Source organism: Streptomyces deccanensis, assembly GCF_022385335.1.
In the GTDB taxonomy this organism is placed as follows: domain Bacteria; phylum Actinomycetota; class Actinomycetes; order Streptomycetales; family Streptomycetaceae; genus Streptomyces; species Streptomyces deccanensis.
In genome coordinates, this window is record NZ_CP092431.1 from 5,184,788 (window position 1) to 5,203,283 (window position 18,496).

General features: G+C 69.5%; 14 protein-coding genes and 1 tRNA gene. 8 read left to right on the forward strand and 7 right to left on the reverse strand.

What is annotated here, in order from left to right; genetic code table 11:
- Positions 1-132: 132 nt before the first annotated feature.
- From L3078_RS23135 to L3078_RS23155, 5 genes are all read right to left on the reverse strand, one after another.
- Positions 133-1,593: a peptidoglycan D,D-transpeptidase FtsI family protein gene (locus L3078_RS23135; protein WP_239755869.1), complete on the reverse strand. Its 1,461-nt coding sequence runs from the start codon at positions 1,591-1,593 to the stop codon at positions 133-135.
- Positions 1,590-3,029, reverse strand: a complete 1,440-nt coding sequence (locus L3078_RS23140) for an FtsW/RodA/SpoVE family cell cycle protein (RefSeq protein ID WP_239755870.1) — start codon at positions 3,027-3,029, stop codon at positions 1,590-1,592. Before L3078_RS23140 ends, L3078_RS23135 begins: the two co-directional genes overlap by 4 nt.
- 27 nt (positions 3,030-3,056) lie before the next feature.
- Positions 3,057-4,595, reverse strand: coding sequence for a Stp1/IreP family PP2C-type Ser/Thr phosphatase (locus tag L3078_RS23145; RefSeq protein ID WP_239755871.1), 1,539 nt, complete (start codon positions 4,593-4,595; stop codon positions 3,057-3,059).
- A gap of 128 nt (positions 4,596-4,723) precedes the next feature.
- Entirely contained in the window at positions 4,724-5,257 is a 534-nt protein-coding gene (locus L3078_RS23150; RefSeq protein ID WP_239755872.1) for an FHA domain-containing protein FhaB/FipA, read from the reverse strand.
- Positions 5,258-5,267: 10 nt separating this feature from the next.
- On the reverse strand, positions 5,268-6,104 hold the full coding sequence (locus tag L3078_RS23155; RefSeq protein ID WP_239755873.1) for an FhaA domain-containing protein: 837 nt from the start codon (positions 6,102-6,104) through the stop codon (positions 5,268-5,270).
- 487 nt (positions 6,105-6,591) lie between these two features.
- Here L3078_RS23155 and L3078_RS23160 point away from each other — a divergent pair.
- Together L3078_RS23160 and L3078_RS23165 are read left to right on the forward strand one after the other, a co-directional pair.
- A tRNA-Leu gene (locus L3078_RS23160) sits at positions 6,592-6,675 on the forward strand.
- A 442-nt stretch (positions 6,676-7,117) separates the two neighbouring features.
- Positions 7,118-9,928, forward strand: a complete 2,811-nt coding sequence (locus L3078_RS23165) for a beta-L-arabinofuranosidase domain-containing protein (RefSeq protein ID WP_239755874.1) — start codon at positions 7,118-7,120, stop codon at positions 9,926-9,928.
- A gap of 124 nt (positions 9,929-10,052) precedes the next feature.
- On the opposite strand, the gene L3078_RS23170 is transcribed toward L3078_RS23165, so the two are convergent.
- The gene (locus L3078_RS23170) at positions 10,053-10,706 is read right to left on the reverse strand and encodes an FMN-dependent NADH-azoreductase (protein ID WP_239755875.1); all 654 of its coding nucleotides are present in this window, start codon (positions 10,704-10,706) and stop codon (positions 10,053-10,055) included.
- A gap of 104 nt (positions 10,707-10,810) precedes the next feature.
- Here L3078_RS23170 and L3078_RS23175 point away from each other — a divergent pair, with 104 nt between their 5' ends.
- The 4 genes from L3078_RS23175 (at position 10,811) to L3078_RS23190 (ending at position 14,493) form a co-directional block, all read left to right on the forward strand.
- Positions 10,811-11,185, forward strand: a complete 375-nt coding sequence (locus L3078_RS23175) for a winged helix-turn-helix transcriptional regulator (RefSeq protein ID WP_239755876.1) — start codon at positions 10,811-10,813, stop codon at positions 11,183-11,185.
- 147 nt (positions 11,186-11,332) lie between these two features.
- On the forward strand, positions 11,333-12,811 hold the full coding sequence (locus L3078_RS23180) for a DUF2252 domain-containing protein (protein ID WP_420864091.1): 1,479 nt from the start codon (positions 11,333-11,335) through the stop codon (positions 12,809-12,811).
- A 384-nt stretch (positions 12,812-13,195) separates the two neighbouring features.
- Positions 13,196-14,074, forward strand: coding sequence for a J domain-containing protein (locus L3078_RS23185; RefSeq protein WP_420864092.1), 879 nt, complete (start codon positions 13,196-13,198; stop codon positions 14,072-14,074).
- An 89-nt stretch (positions 14,075-14,163) separates the two neighbouring features.
- Positions 14,164-14,493 carry a rhodanese-like domain-containing protein gene (locus L3078_RS23190; RefSeq protein ID WP_239760433.1) on the forward strand — a complete coding sequence of 110 codons (330 nt, stop codon included), beginning with the start codon at positions 14,164-14,166 and terminating at the stop codon, positions 14,491-14,493.
- A 12-nt stretch (positions 14,494-14,505) separates the two neighbouring features.
- On the opposite strand, the gene L3078_RS23195 is transcribed toward L3078_RS23190, so the two are convergent.
- Positions 14,506-15,786 (reverse strand): acyl-CoA dehydrogenase family protein, encoded by a 1,281-nt coding sequence (locus tag L3078_RS23195; protein WP_239755878.1) that lies wholly within the window; start codon positions 15,784-15,786, stop codon positions 14,506-14,508.
- A 326-nt stretch (positions 15,787-16,112) separates the two neighbouring features.
- On the opposite strand from L3078_RS23195, the gene L3078_RS23200 reads away from it, so the two are divergent.
- Positions 16,113-17,129 (forward strand): DUF5819 family protein, encoded by a 1,017-nt coding sequence (locus tag L3078_RS23200; protein WP_239755879.1) that lies wholly within the window; start codon positions 16,113-16,115, stop codon positions 17,127-17,129.
- The gene (locus L3078_RS23205; RefSeq protein ID WP_420864093.1) at positions 17,126-18,472 is read left to right on the forward strand and encodes an HTTM domain-containing protein; all 1,347 of its coding nucleotides are present in this window, start codon (positions 17,126-17,128) and stop codon (positions 18,470-18,472) included. Before L3078_RS23200 ends, L3078_RS23205 begins: the two co-directional genes overlap by 4 nt.
- The last annotated feature ends 24 nt before the right edge of the window (positions 18,473-18,496 follow it).

The window sequence follows — 18,496 nt, forward strand, 5'->3', positions numbered from 1 at the left end:
CCCATGTGTGGTCCGGCGGCTGTGCTCCGGGCATACGGTACCCGGCTCGCCTTGCGTGACCTGGCCAACCGCGTCACCCGATACAGGACCGGTATCGCAACGTGCACCGATGTGAAGGCGACGTGAGCGGGGTCACTTCTTGCTGTTGATCACTGCCTGCATCACGCTCTTCGCGATCGGGGCGGCCAGACCGCCACCGGAGATCTCACCGCGGTTGGCCGAACCGTCCTCGACGACCACGGCCACGGCGACCGGCGAGCTGCCGTCGCTGAGCTGGGCGTAGGAGATGAACCAGGCGTACGGCTTCTCCTTGTTGTTCACGCCGTGCTGGGCGGTACCGGTCTTGCCACCGACGGTGACGCCGTCGATCTGAGCGTTCTGACCGGTACCCGTCTTGACGACACTCTCCATCATGTCCTGGAGCTTCTGGGCGTTCTCCGGCGAGACCGCCTGGGACAGGGTCTCGGGGTCGTGCGTCTCGATGACGTCGAGGTTGGAGGCACGCAGCTGGTCGACCATGTACGGCATCATCAGCTCGCCGTCGTTGGCGACGGCCGAGGCGACCATGGCCATCTGCAGCGGGGTGGCGCGGTTGGAGGCCTGCCCGATGCCGGCCATCGCGTTCTGCGGGCGGTTGTCCTCGGGGTACACGCTCTCGGCGGCACGTACCGGTACGTCGAGCTTGTCCTCACCGAAGCCGAACTTCTCGGCCTGTTCCCGCATCTTCTCGTTGCCGACGCTGTCGGAGAGCTTGCCGAAGACCGTGTTGCAGGACTGCTCGAGCGCGTAGCGGAGGGTGGCGTTCTTGCACACGCCGTGCTGGTTGGTGAGGGGGGTGGACGACTCAGGCAGCTTGTACGGGTCGGGAGTATCCGTCTTGTCGTCGATGTCCGAGACGACGCCGTTCTCCAGGGCCGCGGCGGCCGTGACCACCTTGAACGTGGAGCCCGGCGGGTAGGTCTCGCGCAGCGCGCGGTTCAGCAGCGGCTTGTCGGGGTCTTTCTCCAGCTTGGAGAAGGTCTTGCTGTCCTTGGTGCTGATCCCGGCGAACGTGGACGGGTCGTAGGACGGCGTGGAGGCCAGGGCGAGGATCGCGCCGGTCTTGGGGTCGAGCGCGGCGACGGCGCCCTTCTTGTTGCCGAGGCCCTCGAAGGCCGCCTTCTGCGCGGCGGCGTTGAGGGTGGTGACGACGCTGCCGCCCTCCTTCTTCTTGCCGGTGAGCATGTCCAGCGTGTTCCGGAAGAAGAGCCGGTCGTCGTTCCCGGTGAGGATGCCGTCCTCGAGGCTCTCCAGTTGGGTGGCGCCGATGATCTGGGAGGAGTAGCCGGTGACCGGCGCCCACATCTCGCCGTTCTTCCACGTGCGCTTGTACTTGTAGTCGAGCCCCTCGGAGGCGACGGACCCCGTGATGGCCTTGCCGTCGACGATGATGTCCCCGCGCGGCGTGGCGTAGCGCTCGATGGCGACGCGGCGGTTGAACTTGTCGGTGGCGAGAGCGTCCGCCTGGACGTACTGGAGCCAGTTGTTGCGGATGAGCAGGGCGAGGACCAGGAGCCCGCAGAAGATCGCGATGCGGCGCAGGGGCTTGTTCATGACGGGCGGACCACCTGGGTCATCTCGGCGTCGGGGTTCGGTGCGGGCGCGGGCGCGGGCCGGCGTGCGGTGTCGCTGATTCTGATCAGGATGCCGATGAGGGCCCAGTTGGCGATGACCGATGAACCGCCGTAGGCCATGAACGGCATCGTCATACCGGTCAGGGGGATGAGGCCCATCACACCGCCGGCGACGACGAAGACCTGGAGGGCGAAGGCGCCGGAGAGACCCACGGCGAGCAGCTTGCCGAACGGGTCCCGGGCGGCGAGGGCCGTGCGGATGCCGCGCTCCACGATCAGACCGTAGATCAGCAGGATCGCCATCACGCCGGTCAGTCCCAGTTCCTCACCGAAGGTGGCGAGGATGAAGTCGGAGTTCGCGGCGAAGCGGATGAGTTCGGAGTGGCCCTGCCCCCAGCCGGTGCCGAGGGTGCCGCCGGAGCCGAAGGCCCACAGGGCCTCCATGGACTGCGCGGAGTGGCCGACCACGGTCTTGGAGAGCTCCCACTCGCCCATGGGGTCCAGCCAGGCCTGCACACGCTGCTGCACGTGGATCTCGAACGAGGCCACGCCGACCGCTCCGGCCGCGGACATCAGCAGACCGAAGACGATCCAGCTGGTCCGCTCGGTCGCGACGTACAGCATGATCACGAACATGCCGAAGAACAGCAGCGAGGTACCGAGGTCGGTCTCGAAGACCAGGATGAGGATCGAGATCGCCCAGACGACGATGATCGGGCCGAGGTCGCGGCCGCGCGGCAGGTACAGGCCCATGAAGCGGCGACTGGCCAGTGCGAGCGCGTCGCGCTTCACCATCAGGTAGCCGGCGAAGAAGATCGCCAGCACGATCTTGGCGAACTCGCCGGGCTGGATGGTGAAGCTGCCGACCTGGATCCAGATCTTGGCGCCGTAGGTGAGTTCCGCGCCGAGGCCCGGCACCAGGGGGAGCAGCAGGAGGACCAGCGCGCCGGCCATGGAGATGTAGGTGTAGCGCTGGAGGGTGCGGTGGTCCTTGAGGAAGATCAGGACGGCGATGAGGAGCGCGATGCCCATCGCTGTGTAGACCAGCTGGTTGGTCGCCTTGCCACCGGCCTGTCCGATCTGCTGGAGCAGTTTCGACTGGTCCAGTCGCCAGATCGCCACCAGCCCCAACCCGTTCAGCAGCGTGGCCAGCGGCAGCATCAGCGGGTCGGCGTACGGCGCGAACTTGCGGATGACGAGATGGCCGATGCCGGCCAGCACCCCGAGGCCGATGCCGTAGGCGGCGAGTCCGGCGGGCACCTGGTCGTTCAGGGCGAGCCCCACGTTGGCGTAGGCGAACACCGGGATGACGACCGCGAACGCCAGCAGCGCCAGCTCGGTGTTGCGTCGGCTCGGTGTGCCGATCGCGCCGATCGTGGACGTGTGCTGCGTCGACGTGTTGGTAGTACTGCTCATGGTGTGCGTGGGCCCCTCGCGGCTTGCCTACTGCTCACCGCACCGTGAGACCAGCTCCTGCTCCTCCTCCGAGAGGGTGGGGCCGGCCGACGGTGTGGGTGCGGTCTGGGTCTGGGTCGGGGTCGGGGACGTCGACGGTGACGACGTCGGGGACGGTGTGGCCTTGGACGTGAGGGAGGTCTTCGTGGTTCCCGTGACGCCGCCGGCCTCGCCCTCACCCGTCTTGGCGTTGCTGTCCGCCGCCTCGCGGCGCTCGGCGTTCTTCTTGCACGCCGACGCCTGGGTGGACAGCTCCTCGATCTTCTTCCGGGCGTCGCTCAGACCGCCCTCGGCGATCGTGGCCTCGACCAGCTTCTGCTGGTAGGGCGGCAGGTACTTGAGTTCGATCTCGGGGTGGTCCTTCTCGACCTTCGAGAGCGAGATCCAGGCCAGGTCCTGGCTGATGCCGCGGTACAGCGCCACGTGGTCGTCCTTGGAACCGACGTAGTACTGCGTCTGCGTCCAGCGGTAACCGCCGTACAGGCCCCCGCCGACCACGGCGAGGGCGAGGATGCCGAAGAAGGATCTCTTCAGCCACCTGCGCTTCTTGCGCGGCTTGACGAAGTCGTCGTCGGAGTAGTCGCCGAAGCTGCCCGCCGCGGGCATGTACCCGGTGGTGTCGCCGGAGCCCGGCGGGCCGAACTCACCGCCGCCGCCCTGTCCGTGCCCCTGACGGCCGAGACCGGAGGCCCGGCCGGCGGGGGTCTGCATGATGCCGTTGTCCTGGAGGTGCAGCTGGTTCTCGGCGACCGCGCCGACCACGACCGGGGTGTCGGAGAGCTGCCCGGCGAGGGTGTCTCCGGTGTCGAGGTCGAGGACGTCGGCGACGATGACCGTGATGTTGTCCGGGCCGCCACCGCGCAGCGCGAGCTGGATCAGCTCCTGCACGGTCTCCTGCGGGCCCTGGTAGCTGGCGAGGGTGTCCTCCATCGTCTGGTGGGACACCACGCCGGACAGACCGTCGGAGCAGATCAGGTACCGGTCGCCGGCGCGGACCTCGCGGATGGAGAGGTCGGGCTCCACGTGGTCGCCGCTGCCCAGCGCGCGCATCAGCAGGGAGCGCTGCGGGTGGGTGGTGGCCTCCTCCTCCGTGATGCGGCCCTCGTCGACCAGACGCTGCACCCAGGTGTGGTCCTGGGTGATCTGGGTGAGGACGCCGTCCCTGAGGAGGTACGCGCGGGAGTCGCCGACGTGGACGAGGCCGAGTCGCTGACCGGTCCACAGCAGGGCGGTGAGCGTGGTGCCCATGCCCTCCAGCTGGGGGTCCTCCTCGACCATCGAGCGCAGCTGGTCGTTGGCGCGCTGCACGGCGGTGCCGAGGGAGGTGAGGATGTCGGAGCCGGGGATGTCGTCGTCGAGCGTGACGAGGGTGGAGATCACCTCGGAGGAGGCGACCTCACCGGCCGCCTGACCGCCCATGCCGTCGGCGATCGCGAGCAGCCGCGGACCGGCGTAGCCCGAGTCCTCGTTGCCCTCGCGGATCATGCCTTTGTGCGATCCGGCGGCGAAGCGCAGTGACAGACTCATGCGCACCTCGCCCGTCGGCTCCGGGTACATCCGCACGGTGCCCACCCTCCGGTCGGGAGCGCGCCGGGAGCCCTGGTGGGGGCTGCCCCTGCGTGCTCGCTCCGCTCGCGCCTATTCATGATGTAGCACTACTTCCGCAGCTCGATGACGGTCTTGCCGATGCGGATCGGCGCGCCCAGCGGAATCGGCGTGGGAGTCGTCAGTCGGTTCCGGTCGAGATACGTGCCGTTGGTGGACCCCAGGTCCTCGACGATCCACTGGCCGTCGCGGTCCGGGTAGATCCGGGCATGCCGGCTGGAGGCGTAGTCGTCGTCCAGCACGATCGTGGAATCGTGTGCGCGGCCCAGGGTGATGGTCTGACCCTGGAGCGCCACGGTCGTCCCCGTGAGCGTGCCCTCGCTCACGACGAGCTTGGTCGGGGCGTTGCGCCCACGACGGCCGCCCCCGCCGCCGGCGGGGGGTGCGGGCTGCTGGCCGCGCTGCTGCGGGGGCGCGGCCTGGCGGGCGGCCGCAGGCGGCCGCGCGCTCTCCCGGCGCGACCCCCGCTGGGTGACACGCGTACCGAACAGGTCGCTGCGGATGACCTGCACGGCCACGATCACGAACAGCCACAGTACGGCCAGGAAACCCAGCCGCATGACCGTGAGGGTCAGCTCTGACATTGCCCCCGCTTCACCCTTCGGCTTGCCGGTAAATGATGGTGCTGCTGCCCACGACGATCCGCGAGCCGTCGCGGAGCGTAGCGCGGGTGGTGTGCTGCCCGTCCACCACGATGCCGTTGGTGGATCCGAGATCCTGGATCGTCGAGGGCGTTCCGGTCCGGATCTCGCAGTGCCGGCGGGAGACGCCGGGGTCGTCGATCCGCACGTCGGCTTCGGTGCTGCGTCCCAGCACCAGCGTCGGGCGGGAGATCTGATGGCGGGTGCCGTTGATCTCGATCCAGTAGCGCGTGCGCCCCCCTCCCGCCGGCGCGGCGGGAGGCCGCTGGCCCAGCGGGGCGGGGCGGCCGCCGGGCGGCGGCGTGGCCGGCATGGGCGGGGCGCCCGCGGGTGCCGCGGCGGGCGGGTAGCCGTAACCGCCGGGGCGGCCCGCGGCGGGGCTCGCCGGGGCGCCCGCGGGGGCCTGCTGGTTGGTGGAGGAGGCGAGCGTCCGACTGCGCACCCGGTACAGACCGGTGTCGAGGTCGTCGGCTTTCTCCAGATGGACCTTGATGGGTCCCATGAAGGTGTAGCGCTGCTGCTTGGCGTAGTCGCGCACCATGCCGGCGAGCTCGTCGCCGAGCTGGCCGGAGTAGGGGCTGAGGCGCTCGAAGTCGGGCGTGCTCAGTTCCACGATGAAGTCGTTGGGGACGACCGTACGGTCGCGGTTCCAGATGGTCGCGTTGTTGTCGCACTCCCGCTGGAGTGCTCCCGCGATCTCCACGGGCTGGACCTCGGACTTGAACACCTTGGCGAAGGTGCCGTTGACCAGACCTTCGAGACGTTGCTCGAACTTCTTCAGGACTCCCATGGGGCACCTCCTCCGTCGTCACCGCTCTGCGTACCGCATCGGTACTGCTTACTGATCGTATCCACGCGCCGGGAAATCGGCTGGTTCCCTCTGTCGGCCCGGTCGACCGGTGTCACCCGGCCTCGACGCCCACTGAGGTCCTCTCCCGGATTCCCATCGGAGCTCCTCTTCGAACTACCCCCGGCCGAACTCTGCCAAGGATCGTAGAGGCGGCGCGAGACCAGTGTCCCGCACCGGACTGTGCGCCCCGTCCCTCTCCCATGGAGATGGCCGGGACCGGTACGAGGTTGATACGTGAACCAGCACTCGTTGATACGTGGCAGGAGGGGGCGTGTGTTCGGTCGGTGCTGGTCGGCCGGTCCCGGCGGTGCGGCAGGGGGCGGACCGCGAGACAAGTGATGTGAAGCCACCCTCTCCAGCGTGCTAATCTTCTCGATGTCGGAAGGCGCCAACACCGCAAGGAACGGGGCCTGAAGGCACACCCAATGCGCGGGTGGCGGAATAGGCAGACGCGCTGGATTCAGGTTCCAGTGCCCGCAAGGGCGTGGGGGTTCAACTCCCCCCTCGCGCACAGCGAAGCGGTCCCATCGTGATCACGATGGGACCGCTTCTTTTTGTCGTCGGACCTGCGCGCGGAGGGGCAGGTCGGCTGACTGTGCGGGGCTCTGGAGTGTGAGGAGTCTCTCAGGAGATTCAGTAAGGGCTTTCGGCTTCCGGTGGTGCGGGACGGCATGGGGGCGTGCCGCGCGCGCTGTGCGCGGTCGGGCATGCCGGGGAGTCAGCCTCACGTGAATCGTCGTAGATGCGGGCACGCATGATGTTTCACGTGAAACGGTGCCGAGGGCATGCAAGTGTCCGCGCGGTGTGGGGTGTTGGCCTCAGGAAACCCGTCAGTACCGTTGACGCTCCCCTGTCACCTGCCTATCTTCTGGTCGGGAATTCGCACAACGTTCGCAATTTCGAACATGATGCTCGCTTTGTCCTCCACCCCACCTGCCAGAGACGAGGCGCACATGGCTCCGCCCCTCTCCAGACGTTTCCTCCTCCAGTCCGCGATGCTCGCCGCGGCCGTACCCGGCGTCTCCCTGGGGACGGGAGGCAGCCGGGCGGTCGCCGCCACGATCCCGGTGCCGTCCGCCTGGTCGGTGCGGCCCTTCGAGCTCAAGGACGTGCGGCTCGGCCAGGGCCTTTTCGCCGCCAAACGGCAGCTGATGCTCGACCATGGCCGCGGCTACGACGTCGACCGTCTGTTGCAGGTCTTCCGCGCCAACGCGGGACTCTCCACCAAGGGCGCGGTCGCCCCCGGCGGCTGGGAAGGCCTGGACGGCGAGGCCAACGGCAATCTCCGCGGCCACTACACCGGGCATTTTCTGACGATGCTGGCGCAGGCGTACGCGAGCACCGGGGAGCAGGTGTACGCCGACAAGATCCGCACCATGGTCGATGCGCTCACCGAGGTGCGTGAGGCGCTGCGCAAGGATCCCCGCATGCTCGCCGTCACCGGGAAATGGGGTGGCGCGCACGAGAACGTCCGGGGCTCGTACCAGTACGTCGACCTGCCGGCCGCAGTCCTCGGCGGTGCCTCGTCGATCACTCTGTCGGTCTGGGTGAAGCCCACCCACAACGCCAACTGGCAGAGGATCTTCGACTTCGGCAACAACACGACCCGGTACATGTACCTGGCCTCCCGCAACGGCAGCGGGGTGCCGCGTTTCGCGATCACCAACAGCGGTGCGGGCGGGGAGCAAGCCCTCAACGGCACCGCCGCCCTGCCGCTCCATCAGTGGAGCCACCTGGCCGTCACGATCAGCGGCACCACGGGCACCCTGTATGTCAACGGCACCGCTGTGGCCCAGAACACCTCGATGACGCTCAACCCGTCCGTCCTGGGCACCCTGACGAACAACTGGCTGGGCCGCTCGAACTACGCAGACGACCCGGTCTTCGCGGGCGCCTTCGACGAGTTCAACGTCTGGTCGAGGGCGCTGACCACGGCCGAGATCACCTCGCTGCAGACCAACGAGGCCAAGAGGTCCTCCGCGGGGCTCGGCAACCTCGCGTCGTACTACTTCTTCGCGACCTCCGGCGGCACGTTCGACGACGCCTCCGGACGCGGTCTGACCGCCACGCTGCGCCGCACCTGGGGCGGGCCGAGCCACCCCGGCTTCCTCGCGGCGTACCCGGAGACGCAGTTCATCGACCTGGAGACGCGGACCACCGCCGACTACACCAAGGTGTGGGCGCCGTACTACACCGCACACAAGATCCTCAAGGGCCTGCTCGACGCCTACCTCGCCACGGACGACGCCCGCGCGCTCGACCTCGCCTCCGGCATGTGCGACTGGATGTACTCGCGGCTGTCCAAGTTGCCCGACGCCACGCTGCAGCGGATGTGGGGCATCTTCTCCAGCGGTGAGTTCGGCGGCATCGTCGAGGCGATCGTCGACCTGCACACGATCACCGGCAAGGCCGAACACCTCGCCCTGGCCAAGTTGTTCGACCTCGACCGGCTCATCGACGCCTGCGCCGCCGACACCGACATCCTGGACGGCCTCCACGCCAACCAGCACATTCCGATCATGACCGGTTACGTCCGGCTGTACGACGCGACGGGCGACACGCGCTACCTGACCGCCGCGAAGAACTTCTGGGGCATGGTGATCCCGCAGCGCATGTACGGGATCGGCGGCACCAGCACGGCCGAGTTCTGGAAGGCTCGCGGGGTCATCTCGGGAACGATCAGCGACACCAACGCCGAGACCTGCTGCGCGTACAACCTGCTCAAGCTCAGCCGGAGCCTGTTCTTCCACGAGCAGGACCCGAAGTACATGGACTACTACGAGCGGGCCCTGTTCAACCAGGTCCTCGGCTCCAAGCAGGACAAGGCCGACGCCGAGAAGCCGCTGGTCACGTACTTCATCGGCCTGAAGCCCGGCCATGTGCGCGACTACACCCCCAAGCAGGGCACCACCTGCTGCGAGGGCACCGGCATGGAGAGCGCCACCAAGTACCAGGACTCGGTGTACTTCGCCAAGGCCGACGGCAGCGCGCTGTACGTCAACCTGTACAGCGCGGCCACGCTGAACTGGTCCGCCAAGGGCGTGACGATCGCCCAGAGCACCGACTACCCCCGGGAGCAGGGCTCCACGATCACCGTCGGCGGCGGGAGCGCGGCCTTCGAACTGCGGCTGCGGGTGCCGTCCTGGGCCACCGCCGGATTCCGGGTGACCGTCAACGGCAACGCGGTGAGCGGTACGCCGGCCGCGGGGAGCTACTTCACGATCCCCTCGCGCACCTGGCGCGCCGGGGACGTCGTGCGGGTGACGATCCCGTTCCGGCTGCGGGTGGAGAAGGCGCTCGACGACCCGTCGCTCCAGACGCTGTTCTACGGACCGGTCAACCTCGTCGGCAGGAGCAGTTCCACGAGCTATCTGTCGGTCGGGCTGTACCGCAACGCGGGACTCTCCGGTGATCTGCTGCCCTCCCTCGCGCCGGTGAGCGGGAAGCCGCTGCACTACACGCTGGACGGCACCGAATTCGCTCCCTTCCACGAAGGGAGCGAGGATCCGACCCACGCCTACGTCAAGCGCTCCGAGCCGAAGGTCGTCCTCGGCGGCACCGACTCGGGTGTCGCCAACCCGGTTAAGTCCGACGGGACGACTCTGCTGGACGAGATCTGGGTCGGGGCGCCGTTCGCCGACAAGGCGGCGTTGGTGGCGCGGGTGCAGTCGACCGTCGGCTCCTGGGTGTCGGCCGGGCTGCTGAGCCAGGCCGACGGCCAGAAGGTGGTGACCACGGCACAGAACGCCACGTACGCGGCCTGACGGCGCGGGCGGGCGCGTACGCGATCCCCATGTGCGTGGGGCGACGCGGATGGACCCGGAGGCTCGACGGCAAGGGCGGCCGCTCCGCTGGCGGGGCGGCCGCCCTCGCGTGCTCCGGGAATACCTAGGCGGCGAGGCGGTCGGCCAGGCTCTTGGCCTTGACGACCGCGTCGTCGAGAGCCTTGGCGCGGGAGGCCTCCGAGAGCGGGATCAGCTCGCTCATCGCGGGGTTGTGCGGGGCCATGGTGAGTTCCGGGACGATGAAGTCGACGTCCAGGCCGAGGGTGTCGGAGAGGACAGCCGTCAGGTAGTTCTGCACGTACTCCATCGACTCGCGCGGGGTGCCGGGAGCGTAGGAGCCGCCGCGGCTGGCGACGACCGTGACCGGGGTTCCGTTCGTCCTCGAGTCCGGGTTCATGGCGGTGCGGCCGATCAGGAGCACGTTGTCCAGCCATGCCTTGAGGGTGGACGGGATCGAGAAGTTGTACATGGGTGCGCCGATGAGGATCGCGTCCGCCTCCTCCAGCTCCACGATGAGCTTCTCCCGCGCCGCGAAGGCCGCTGCCTGTTCCGGGGTGCGGGCGGCCGGGTCGGTGAAGCCGGCGGTGTGAGCGTCGGCGCCCAGGTGAGGGACGGGATCGGCGTGCAGGTCGCGGTAGATCACCGTGCCGTCCGGATGCTGCTCTTCCCAGGCCTTGCGGAAGGTCTCCGTCACCGCGCGCGACGTCGAGGCGGCGGCGGGGAACACGGACGAGTCGAGGTGCAGCAGCGTAGCCATGAGTGACTCCCAGAGAAGTGGCTTCGTTTTCGTACTCCACTACAGATAACACAGTCACTTACTTTTTTTCATCCGCATACGAACGGGCCGGTACCCTTGGCCTCATGGCGGAGCAGCAGCGGGACATCCACGGCGCCGGGCCGTGCCGACAGGTCGACGACGGCATCACCCGGGTGTTCGCCCTGCTCGGCAAGCGGTGGACGGGGCCGATCGTGGCCGTGCTGATGCCGCATCCCGCGCACTTCGTCGATCTGCGCAGGGCGATCCCCGGGATCAGCGAACGGATGCTCTCCGACCGGCTCAGCGAGCTCGGCGCGGCGGGGCTGGTGGTGCGCGAGGTCGACGAAGGGCCGCCGCTGCGTGTCACCTACCGGCTGACAGCGGCCGGGGCGGCGCTGGAACCCGCGCTCAAGGAGCTCAAGGACTGGGCCCTGGTCCATCTGCCGCAGAACTGGCCGTGCGCGGGGTCGGCACAGTAGTGAAGAGGCGGGCGGCGCCGGTTTTCCACAGGCGTGGACAGGCGCGACACGGAGTTGTCCACAGGGTCTGACGCGTTTCGGCCACCGGCTGTACCGTCGTCACGAGTTGATGTTCGTGCGTGGACGGGTGCGGGGGAGGCGGTCGCTGTGACCGAGGTCGGTGCGACGACGGGAACGGGAGCCGAGCCGGGGTCGGCGCAAGCCGGGCGGGCCGGAGCGGGGACGATGGCGCGGTCGGCCGGTGTGCGGGTTCCGGCGGTGACGGGGTTCGCCGAGTGGCCCGCGGTGGGGTCGCCCAAGGACGAGGGCAAGGCCCTGCGCGCACGGGTGCCCCGCAGCGCACACGCGGACCTGACGCTGACCACGGACCGGCCGGACGCGGTCTCCGCGGTCGAGGAGTCCAATCGCGGCCGGATTCCCGAGCTCACCCCGATACGAGTCGGCAGGATGGCGGCCACGCCCTTCGCGTTCCTGCGCGGCTCGGCGGGCCTCATGGCCCATGACCTGGCCCGTACGCCCATCACCGGTATCGGCGCGCAGATCTGCGGCGACGCCCACGCGGCCAACTTCGGCCTGTACGGGGACGCCCGCGGGGAACTCGTCATCGACCTCAACGACTTCGACGAGACCGTGCACGGTCCCTGGGAGTGGGACCTCAAGCGCCTCGCCGCCTCACTGGTGCTCGCCGGCCGAGAGGCGGGTGCCGACGAGGACGTCTGCCGCAAGGCCGCGTACGACGCGACGGGCGCCTACCGGCGCACCATGCGGCTGCTCGCCAAACTGTCGGCACTCGACGCGTGGAACGCCATCGCGGACGAGGAACTGGTCTCCTACACCGACGCCCACGACCTGCTGGGCACGCTGGAGCGGGTGGCGGAGAAGGCGCGCGCCAACACCAGCGGCCGCTTCGCGGCCAAGTCGACCCGGCAGGTGGAGGGCGGCGGCCGCCACTTCGTGGACGCCCCGCCCGTGCTGCGCCGTGTGGACGACACGGAAGCCGCCGTCGTGGCCACCTCCCTGACGCAGTACCTGACCACGCTCTCGGAGGACCGCCACCCGCTGCTCGCCCGGTACGCCGTGCAGGACGTGGCGTTCCGCGTGGTCGGCACCGGCAGTGTGGGCACCCGCTCGTACGTCGTGCTCCTCCTGGACCACCGCGGTGAAGCGCTCGTCCTCCAGGTGAAGGAGGCCCGCCCGTCGGCGCTCGAGCCGCACCTCGCGACCGTCGGCTTCGAGGTGCCGGAGGTGGATCACGAGGGGCGCCGGGTGGTCCTCGGCCAGAAGCGCATGCAGGTCGTCAGCGACATGCTGCTGGGCTGGACCACGGTCGACGGACTCCCCTTCCAGGTACGCCAGTTCCGCAACCGCAAGGGCAGTGTCGACCCCGCCGCCCTGGCCGCCGACCAGATCGACGACTACGGCCGCATGACCGGCGCCCTCCTCGCCCGCGCCCACGCCCACAGCGCCGACCCCCGCCTCCTCGCCGGCTACTGCGGCAAGAACGACGAACTCGACGAGGCGACGGCCACGTTCGCCGTCACCTACGCGGACCGCACGGAGGCGGACCACGAGGACCTGGTGGCGGCCGTGCGGGCCGGGCGGATCGCGGCGGAGACGGGGGTCTGAGGGGAGCGGCCACGGGAGCGGCGGTAGGGAGCGATCTGTGGGTGTGGCCGGAGGGAGCGACAAGAGGGGGCGACCGAAGGGGCGGCTGGAGGGGGCGACAGAGGTGGCCGGAGGGTGGCCGGGGATGGTCGGGTGTTCGCATGGATGCGCGAGGGCCAGGCGTCCGGTGACTTTCGGTGCGGCCGGGAGCCGTGGCCTAGGCTGGGTCGGGTGACGACCCCGGAAGCCGACCAGACACCGTCCGAGCCCTCCACCGAGCCTGTGGAGAGCACGGAGCCCGACGCGGGTACGGGCACCGAGCCCGGCGGCAGTACGTCGTCCGCCGAGGGCGACTCTGCCGAGACGCCGGTGTCTGCTGAGGCTCCGATTTCTGATGGGGGCCAGGTGTCTTCCGACGGTGAGGGTGCTGGCGGGGGCGCGGGCGCCGGGCGGCCCGAGGAGCGGTTGGAGCGGGCCGTGCGGGCGGCCGAGCAGGCGTTGATCGAGTACGAGATCGCCGTGGAGACCTTCCGGGTCGAGGTCGAGAACTTCTCCCGGTTGCACCACCAGAAGCTCGGCCCCATGTACGCGCGGCTGGACGAGCTGGACGCCCAGATCGCCGAGGCGAAGGCTGCCCGCACCGGGGACCCCGAGGACGTGCGCAAGGCGCAGGAAGCGCGAGCGCGGGTCATGCCCATGCCGGGCGTGGAGGAGTTGTTCCACGGCTGGATGGACTCGGAGGGCCTCTTCCCGGAGGCGGCGGCCATGCTGACCGATCAGCCCGTACGGTCTCCGGAGCGGGTGCGCCCGAGTGACGAGGCCCGCAGGCTCTACCGCGAACTGGTGCGCAAGGCCCACCCCGACCTGGCGCGGGACGACAAGGAGCGGGAACGGCGGGACGAGTTCATAGCCCGGGTGAACGCCGCGTACGGCCGTGGTGACGAGGTGCTGTTGCGGGAGCTGTCCGAGGAGTGGGCGGCCGGGCCGGTGCCGGAGGAGCGCAGGCCGAGTCGCGCCGAGGAGCTGTACGCCCGGCTGGAATGGCTCGCCCAGCGCAAGGAGCTTCTCGCGCTCCTCGCCCGTGAGCTGGAAGAGGGCGCCATCGGTTCGATGCTCCGCCTCGCGCCGGACGACCCCGACCGCCTGCTCGACGAGATCGCCGACCAGCTGCTGGCGGAGGTCGAACAGCGGGAGGCGGAGCTGGCGGGGCTGATCGGCCAGGACGGTCACGGTGGCCAGGCGGGCCAAGCGGGTCAGGGAGGTCAGGATCGGCACGGCGGCTGAAGCAGGGCGGTCGGCTGGTTCGGTTGGCGAGGGCTTCGGTTGTCGGCTGGTGGTCGGGTAGCGTCGGACGCATGCATTTCGGAGCGGGTGTGCCCACGGTCGAGGTCGGAGACCTCAAGGACGACGACTTCCTGCTGGACGTCCGGGAGGACGACGAGTGGCAGGCGGGTCATGCCGAAGGGGCGCTGCACATCCCCATCAGTGAGTTCGTGGCGCGTTACGGTGAGCTCACCGAGGCGGCGCCGCAGGACGGCAGGGTCCATGTGATCTGCCGCTCGGGTGGGCGTTCGGCGCAGGTCACCAACTATCTCGTCCAGCAGGGCATCGACGCCGTGAACGTCGACGGCGGCATGCAGGTGTGGGCGGCCGCCGGTCGTCCGGTGGTGGACGACAAGGGCGGGGCGGGCTTCGTTCTCTAGGGAGCGAGGCGGTCAGCCCAAGGGATGTGCCGCCAGGAGGTCTCCGAGGGCCTCCTCGTGGGCCGCAGCGGGGCCGAGTGACAGTTCGAGATGCTTGGCCCAGGCGTGATAGCGGTGCAGAGGGTAGTCGACGTCGGCGCCGAAGCCCCCGTGCAGATGCTGTGCGGTCTGCACGACCCGCCGTACGCCCTCCGAGGCCCAGATCTTGGCCACGGCGACATCTCCGGAGGCGGGCAGTGCGCCTCCCGCGCCAGAGGTGATGCGCCAGGCTGCCTGCCACAGTGTCGCCTCCATCGCGCGCAGGTCGATGAAGCGGTCGGCGGCCTGTACGGCGACGGCCTGGAACGAGGCGATCGGGAAGCCGAACTGCTCGCGTTTGCCGGCGTATTCGCTGGTCATGGCGAGGACCCTGTCACCCAGGCCCAGCGCCAGCGCGCATGTGCCGGTGGTCAGCAGGTTCCGTAGGCGTTCCCATGCCCCCTCCGCGTCGAGGACATTCCGGTCGGCGACGCGTGCCGTGTCCAGGCGCAGCTCCGCGAGCCGTTCACCGGTGGTGGAGATCTGCTCGGCGAGCGTCACCCCTTCGTGGAGGCGGGGGACGGCGGCGAGCACGACCCGGCCGCCGGCGGCCGTGGCCGCGTCCTGCTCGGCTCCGAAGACTCCGCCGGTTCCGCCCATTCCCTCGGCTCCGTCGGTCCCTTCGGCTCCGCCGCCTCCCACGCTTCCGCCGGCTCGTTCGGCGGAGACGCCCGGGGTGACCGACTCCGGTGCGACCGTCGCGGGGACGAGAATGAAGTCCGCGTTGTGGGCCCACGGCACGGCCGTCTGCATGCCGTCCAGGACCCAGACGCCGTCTTCGTCCCGGCGGGCGGTCACGGCGAGTTCGGCCGGGTCGTGGCCGGTTCGGCCGTGCGCGGCGACGGTCAGGACGACCTCGCCCCTGCCGACGCGTGCTAGCAGCTCCGCCTTCAGCTCCTCGCTCCCGTGGGCCTGTACGGCCACGGCGGCCGCGCTGCTCTCCAGCAAGGGGCCCCTGGCCAGCACCTTCGCCGACTCGCGCAGTACCAGGCACAGGGCGATCGGATCGAGCCCCGACCCTCCGTACGCGGGGTCGAGCAACAGGCTGAGCAGGTCCGCCTCGGCGAGCTTCGCCCACAGGGGACGATCGAAGTCGTCTGCAACCGCCCCCGGCACGAGCGACGGGCTCGGCACACCGTCCGGCGCGACCCCGGCGAACACCGCCCTCGCCGCTTCGGCCGCCGCCTGCTGCTCCTCGGTGAACGTGAAGTCCACGGTCCCGCCCCTTCCGTGTCGCCGATGACGGGGCGTCAAGATAGAACAGGTTCTAGAAGAAGGGAATGGCGTGGTGGGCCCTCGGCGGGGGCCGGCTGGTGAACGCCAGGTCGGGCGAGCGGCGGAGTGGCGGGGGTGGCCTTCGGAAGAGAGGCGGACCACACCGCGCCGTAAGGTGTCCCCCGCTGTGGATAACCTCATGGGTGCCGTGTGAGCGGTGTGACGATGTGACTGCTGTGGCCATCGGGGCTGTGCCGGAGGAACCCGGCTGAGTAAGTTCCCGTGGGGAAGTCGACCGGGTAGTGGAAATCGGGGAGCTGGGCGCAATGGACGCGAACGACGAGGTCTCGAACGCCCGGCGAGGGCCGGACGAGCCCGAGAGCGACGCGACCTCGGCGAACATGGATGCGTCCACGGCACCCTCGGCCCCGCCACCACCGGATCCGTCACCCGGACCACCGGATCCGTCACCCGGACCACCCGATCCGTCACCCGGACCTCCGTCACTCGGACCACCCGATCCGTCGTCGGGAGCACCGGATTCGTCATCGGGATCACCGGTGGAATCGCCGGAGGAGCCGTCCCTCGGGTCGCGAACGGAGCAGATAGCCGGGCCGGCTCAGCCGGTGTCCGGTATCGCCGCGTTGACCCTGCCGTACCAGATCGCCGTGGCGCTGGTGCTCGCGATCGTGGCGGTGGCGACCTGCGCGCACCTCGGGCTGGTGTTTCTGCACATAGCCCCCTCGAACACGCTGACGAAGCAGCACGGCCGGGCGGTGGACGAATGGGTCTATCCGGAGTTCGAGCAGAACTGGAAGCTGTTCGCGCCGAACCCGCTGCAGCAGAACATCGCGGTGCAGGCGCGCGCCGAGGTTCGCAGCGCTGACGGCGAGGTGAGCACGACCGGCTGGTACGACCTGTCGGCGCTGGACGGCGCCGCGATCGACCGCAACCCGGTGCCGAGCCACACCGAGCAGAACGAACTGCGTCGGGCCTGGGACTTCTACACCGCCACGCATGACGCCGAGCACCGCGCCACCTCGTCACGCGGCGATCTGTCCGAGCGCTATGTGCGCCGCATCGTCGTGATGCGCCTCGACCGTGAGCAGGCCGGCGGCCCCGGCGGTGAGATCGAGCGGATACAGCTCCGGTCCCGTACGACCAATGTGCAGCCGCCCGAGTGGAGCGAGGAAAAGGTGTCCGACAAGCCCGTCGTCCGTGAGCTGCCCTGGTGGTCGGTGACCGACGACGACCGGACGGACGCCGCCGACGCCGCTGACGCCGGCGACGCGGCCGGTGATGACCGGGCCGTCACCGGTCGGACGGAGGCGAGCGCCGGATGAGTTCCATGAGCCCGCCCCACCCGGTTCCGCCGGTGAGCCCGCTGGGGCGCCTCGTCGCGGCGACAGGCAACGGCATCACCCGTGTCACCGATCGCGCGCTGGGCCCGTACCAGAGCGCGATCATCCGTATCGGCTTCTCCGCGACCTGGCTGCTGTTCCTGCTGCGCGAGTTCCCGCACCGGCGCGAGCTGTACGGACCCGACGGGCCCTGGAGCTGGGAGCTGGCCCAGCGACTGATCGCGGACAACGACGCCTTCACGGTGCTCATGTGGTCCGACAGCATGGTGTGGTTCGAGATCGTCTACGCCGTCGCCATCCTGTCGACCTTCCTGCTGCTGCTCGGCTGGCGCACCCGTGCCGTGAGCGTCCTGTTCATGGTCGGCGTCCTCTCGCTGCAGAACCGCAGCGTCTTCATGGGGGACGGCGGCGACAACGTCATCCACCTCATGGCGATCTATCTCGTCTTCGTCCGCTGTGGCCAGGTCTGGTCACTGGACGCACGGCGCACACGGCGCGTGCGCGAGCGCCTGGAGCGGGACGGCCGAGCGCAGGAGGACGTGGGCGGCCCCGTCCTGTGGTGTGTGCTCGGCTTCGCGCTGCTGGTGTCGACGTTCGGCGGTCTGATCCCCGGGGGCCTGCTGGGCGGCTGGCTCACGTTCTTCTGGGGGCTGTGGGCGGTGCACGGCCTGTGGTGGGTCGCCGGACGTATCGAGGCGGACACCAAGCCGCGTGCGCTGCTCGACATCGTCGGCAACCTCGCGCACAACGCCGCGCTGGCCGTGATCATGGCCGAGGCGTGTCTGATCTACGCGGCGGCCGGCTGGTACAAGATCCAGGGCTCGCGCTGGCAGGACGGCACGGCCGCCTACTACCCGTTCCACCTGGACTATTTCTCGCCCTGGGGCACGCTCTCCGACCTGATGTCGTCCAGCGGCACGATGATCATGCTGGTGACCTACGGGACGGTGATCGTGCAGGTCGCCTTCCCGTTCACGCTCTTCAACCGGCGGGTCAAGAACGTCCTGCTGGCGGTCATGATGACCGAGCACGCCGTGATCGCCGTCGTGCTGGGGCTGCCGTTCTTCTCGCTCGCGATGATCGCCGCCGACGCCGTCTTCCTGCCGACGCCCTTCCTGAAGCGTCTGGGTGCCCTGGTGGCCCGTGCGCGTGACCGCGTCATGCGTCGTGTGCCGCCGGGGAGCGACCGCAGGATCCCGGGCCCGCGCGCCCCGGGGCAGCCTCCGCTCGCCCACGAGACGCAGGAGGAGCAGAAGACGCGGGAGCAGCAGGCGAAGCAGGAGAACGGGGCGACCGAGCAGCCCCACGTAGGCTTCACCGCATGAACGATCCGGTGAGCGCACCAGCGG